The organism is Nostoc sp. 2RC (assembly GCF_014222165.1).
GTDB lineage: Bacteria > Cyanobacteriota > Cyanobacteriia > Cyanobacteriales > Nostocaceae > Nostoc > Nostoc linckia.
The window spans coordinates 1-4,503 of the sequence record NZ_JACKZU010000507.1; the positions used below are offsets into that span (position 1 = coordinate 1).

Annotated in this window: 5 protein-coding genes; 1 reads left to right on the forward strand and 4 read right to left on the reverse strand. The window is 42.1% G+C overall.

Annotation, left to right across the window (positions count from 1 at the left end):
- Positions 1-59 precede the first annotated feature (59 nt).
- The gene (locus tag GNE10_RS32295) at positions 60-929 is read left to right on the forward strand and encodes an alpha/beta fold hydrolase (protein WP_185570066.1); all 870 of its coding nucleotides are present in this window, start codon (positions 60-62) and stop codon (positions 927-929) included.
- A gap of 131 nt (positions 930-1,060) precedes the next feature.
- On the opposite strand, the gene GNE10_RS32300 is transcribed toward GNE10_RS32295, so the two are convergent.
- The 4 genes from GNE10_RS32300 to GNE10_RS32315 form a co-directional block, all read right to left on the reverse strand.
- Entirely contained in the window at positions 1,061-1,363 is a 303-nt protein-coding gene (locus tag GNE10_RS32300; protein ID WP_099066166.1) for a DUF1816 domain-containing protein, read from the reverse strand.
- A gap of 87 nt (positions 1,364-1,450) precedes the next feature.
- Positions 1,451-2,428: a 23S rRNA (guanosine(2251)-2'-O)-methyltransferase RlmB gene (gene rlmB / locus GNE10_RS32305; protein WP_185570062.1), complete on the reverse strand. Its 978-nt coding sequence runs from the start codon at positions 2,426-2,428 to the stop codon at positions 1,451-1,453.
- A 95-nt stretch (positions 2,429-2,523) separates the two neighbouring features.
- Positions 2,524-3,003 carry a ribonuclease III domain-containing protein gene (locus GNE10_RS32310; RefSeq protein WP_185570064.1) on the reverse strand — a complete coding sequence of 160 codons (480 nt, stop codon included), beginning with the start codon at positions 3,001-3,003 and terminating at the stop codon, positions 2,524-2,526.
- 913 nt (positions 3,004-3,916) lie between these two features.
- The gene (locus GNE10_RS32315; RefSeq protein ID WP_244918039.1) at positions 3,917-4,261 is read right to left on the reverse strand and encodes an STAS domain-containing protein; all 345 of its coding nucleotides are present in this window, start codon (positions 4,259-4,261) and stop codon (positions 3,917-3,919) included.
- Positions 4,262-4,503: the final 242 nt, after the last annotated feature.

Here is a 4,503-nt window from a genome sequence, read left to right on the forward strand (position 1 = left end):
CCCTTTCCCCTTTACCCTTTCCCCCTTCCCCCTTCCCCTATTTTTAGGCACGTCTAATGATGAGCGATCGCCAAAATTACACTACTAGCGCTGCAAACCTCAACGTCTACATCCAAGGTCAAGGATTTCCGATTTTAGCCCTACACGGTCATCCTGGTTCTGGTCGCAGTCTTTCTGTATTTACCAATCATTTATCAAAACGCTACAAAACTTTTGCCCCAGATTTACGTGGATACGGCAAAAGTCGCTGGAATGAAAATTTTGACATGAATGACCATTTGACGGACTTAGAAGCGTTACTAGACCGGTTTGAAATTGAAAAATGTTTAATATTGGGATGGTCGCTTGGCGGTATTCTGGCAATGGAACTAGCATTGCGTTTGCCAAAGCGGATTACAGGGTTGATTTTAGTAGCGACAGCCGCAAAACCCCGTGGTAGTCATCCTCCCATCACTTGGCAAGATAATTTATATACTGGCGTTGCTGCCCTATTGAATTATATAAAACCGAGTTGGCAGTGGAATATTGAAACTTTTGGCAAGCGATCGCTTTTTCGCTACTTAATTCAACAACATACATCCACTAGTTACAGCTATATTGCCACCGAAGCTGTACCCGCATATTTGCAAACTTCTGCTGCTGCTACTCGCGCCCTTTACAGTGCTATTCAAGCAGGGTATGACAGACTTCAAGACTTGCCACAAATTCAATGCCCTAGTCTAGTACTTGCTGGAGTTCAAGACCGTCACATCACGGTTGATTCGAGCTTAGAAACGGCTCGACACCTCAATAACTGCCAATGGCAATGTTACCCCAGTACCGCTCATCTTTTTCCGTGGGAAGTTCCCCAATTGGTACTGAGTGATATTGACCGTTGGCTGGAAGAACATCCCCAGATAAGAGGACGCGGTGACATAGGGACGCGGTGACGCGGGGAAGAAGACGAAACGCAAGGACTTGTGGTAAAAGAATTCACCGTGTCTGGTGTCTTTGAATCTCTCTTTCCCCACGTCCTCACGTTTTTGTATCTTTTTTCCCGTGTCCTCTTGTCTTGCCTAAATTAAATTTGACCGCCAAAGGCAGGCTGTACTTTGCGGTCAAATCTTTCCCCCAAGTCTTCAGCAATTGTTAGATTATTGGGTTTGCACCGTTTGACATTGACAACAATTCCCTGCGCTCCTTCGGTCTCTAAATCTTCTACGTATCCAACGCTAGCCAATTTTGCTTCATCAAAATTCAGAAATGGCCCGAAGTAGTATGTGCAACGGGGATTTTGCGTTGCAATTTCTACCCACCAAGCCAAACCGAGATAGTTGAACGTGTTAATCAACCCTTCCTTGAGATTATGCCAAATGGTTTTCATGGTTTTCGCTGATTTGTAAACGTGCTACAGGGTGTTAAGGGATATGTTGCTTTATTATCATTTACATTTCTTTATACTCTTTTACTGCTATTTTTTCAAAGAGATTTTCTGTAATTTATCTAAATACAGCGTATTTAGCGATCGCTGACGGTAAATTTCATAAAGTGCCATTCCGGCTGCTACCGAGGCATTGAGGCTAGGGGTCTTACCTTGTAACGGAATTGATACTAAAACATCGCAGGAACGTTGAGTGAGCATACTCAGACCTTCACCTTCAGAGCCAATTACCAATGCGATGGGGCCGCTAAAATTGACTGTGTGTAAGGGTTCACTACCGGTGGCAGCAGTACCATAAATCCAAAATCCCGCTGTTTTTAATTCTTCTAAGGCGCGGCTGAGGTTAACAACTCTTGACACAGAAAAGTTTTCTAAAGCACCTGCGGCAACTTTGACAACGGTGGAAGTGATCCCAGAGGCCCTTCTTTGGGGTATGACTAATCCTTGAGCGCCAATTGCCTCAGCTGTGCGAATAATTGCTCCCAGGTTATGGGGATCGGTAATTCCATCAGCCACAACAATTACGGGATCGGTTACAGATTTTGCTTGTTCTAGGAGATCCGGTAATTCTATATAAGTGTAGGGAGCAATTTGAGCCGCCACACCTTGATGATTGGAGTGATTGGTAATTTGGTCTAAACGCTTTGGTTCAACTTCATCAATTACCGTGCCATTTTCCTTGGCTTGTAAAAGCAAAGGGTGAAAGTTGGGATCGTAGCGCAGACGGTTAGTAATCCAAATGCGGTTGAGACCTCGCTGACTTTGTAACGCAGTCAATACTGGATGACGACCGTAGATTAAATCGTTCTCTTCTGCTGGTTTTGTAGGTAGAGAAGGATGAGAGAAGTTGCTATTTTGTGGACGCGAATTGCTGGAAATCGGGTTGATATCTATTTTTTTTCTGGGATTGCGAATTGGATTAGTAATAACACGCTTACCCTGAAGCTTTATAGGTTGCCCCCGATTTGGTTCGCTAGAAGTCTTGATTTTTCTGGGTTTATTTGACATTTTAGTTTTACGATATAGCGTATAGTGGGCATCCAGAACGGCGCTATTTACCAGACCTACTCTACTATTTTGATAATTGTGAAATTGAATTTTCACTATTTCTCTAGATGGAGTATTTCTAACAGTTCGGTTAGGCGCTGGTAATCAGTTAGATATAAGTAGCCAATTAAGGTTTCTAGACTAGTTGCCTGTTGATAAATTTCGGGATCAAGTCGCTTAGGCCGTCCTGTAGCAGCGTTTCGACCCCGGCGGACAATTTCTAGTTCGGTGTCCCTCAGATGAGGAGTAAGCGATCGCAAATGTAGCGCTTGTGTTTCCGCTCTTACCTGTCCCACTACCAAACGATGATAAGTCTCTGCTCGCTGTAGTGGCAGTAGATAGAACATTCTAACATAAAGTTCATAGATTGCATCCCCCAAATAAGCTAAAGCAGAGGGAGAAATTTTTTGTACTTGTGAAAAAGGAATGTGTTGGGATAATGGCACTGTGCTTAACAACAGTGCTTCAGTCCAAGATAAATTTTGTTTGGAAACTTCATCTTGTCCATCCAATAACCCTTCTTCCTTTGACTTCACAAATAAATCATTCCTTGACTAGCTCAATAATTGTGCAGGCATTCTTCCCAAAGATTGATTTCCCTGAAGTATGCCATCATAGTATACCTAGCATAATCAACACTATACAAAAATACTTACTAAATTTTATCTTTTTGATTAAGACTTAGCATTTTAGATTTCCCTGATTTCCACCTGTCACAAGGTAATTTTGGGTACTTATTGCTGTCTAGAATTTACTGGCATCAGAGAAAATTTTAATGTAATAGTTCTGCTTGAAATTTGCTAGATTGCTATGTTTAGTTAGTAGATATTTTTTCCTAATTATACATTATCAAGTCGAGTTTAGATCGAAATTAATCAGTTGACTTTTATTTACTAGAACTTTGTTTGGCTTTGGTTGTTATCGAATATCCTAACCAGAAGTCATATCTCTTATAAAATACTTGAAAAGTTGTTGATTATACACAAATCAGCTAGACAATCTGCCGAAATCTCGCTTTTTGAAGTAGAGTTGGAAAGCTGATTTCACACTTTTCAATGGGTGTTAACGGGGATCGAGCTAAATATTTATTGAAAGTTACAGGAAACTCCATCCCAAGAGTAGGAGGACAAGGTCGTTTCACAGGTAGTACAGGGCATTGATAATATCTTCCCATGCCCGACTCCCCTGTATTGACAAAGATTTTAGGAAACTCGAAAAGATAAACAACAGATAGTCGTTGACTGTGAACCGTCAAGGGTCAACAGTTACAAAGGATATTTTTTTTACTTGCAAGTGCCTTAATTTTTAATCTCGATCCGTTTTAAATATATAAAGCTCAACTGGCTGAGCGCCTCTCCCGCAAGGAGAGAGGTTTTGCCAGAAGTTTTAAAAATTTAGCTATCCGATGTTGAATCTGAATAGCCAAGTTAATCTCAATAGGTCTAGCAATCAAGACTGCTTGACATTTTCTAGAGCCGCTTCAACTGTTTGTTGCAGGGAGAGAAACTTCTCTAAGCGAACAAGCTTGACCGTTTGAGTGACGCGGGCATTCGTGACAATTTGCAAAGTGCCATTAGCGTTTTGAGCCTTCTTGGCTGCTTGCACCAAAGCACCCAAGCCAGAGCTATCAATAAAGTCGATTTGTGAGAGATCCAAAATAATATGCTTAGGACCTTCTTCGATCTTGCTCTCTAGTACCTTGCGAAACGTCGGCTCAGAAAAGGCATCTAACAAACCTGTGAGGCGGAATAGCTGACAGTTATCCCGGACTTCACGAGTGCCCCTCAGGCTCACGGTTAGATTCAGTGGCTCAGCAATAATTCCCTCCTCATAAGTTAAAGTGAACGCTCAAGTATAGATGGTTTTTGAGCGTGTTGTCTACAATCTACTGGAGTAAGGGGCATTGGGCGTTGGGCGAGGGAAAGGGAAAGGGGTATGGTTCGACAAGCTCACCAACCGGGGAAAAGGGAAAAGATTAAATTTATTCCTTTTCCCTTTAACCTTTAACCTTTTCCCCATCTCCCCATCTCCCCATC

What these genes read in the sequence shown, in the direction of transcription:
- GNE10_RS32295 (WP_185570066.1), top strand. Translation starts at nt 60, where the DNA reads ATGAGCGATCGCCAAAATTACACTACTAGCGCTGCAAACCTCAACGTC.
- rlmB (WP_185570062.1), bottom strand. Translation starts at nt 2,428, where the DNA reads ATGTCAAATAAACCCAGAAAAATCAAGACTTCTAGCGAACCAAATCGG.
- GNE10_RS32300 (WP_099066166.1), bottom strand. Translation starts at nt 1,363, where the DNA reads ATGAAAACCATTTGGCATAATCTCAAGGAAGGGTTGATTAACACGTTC.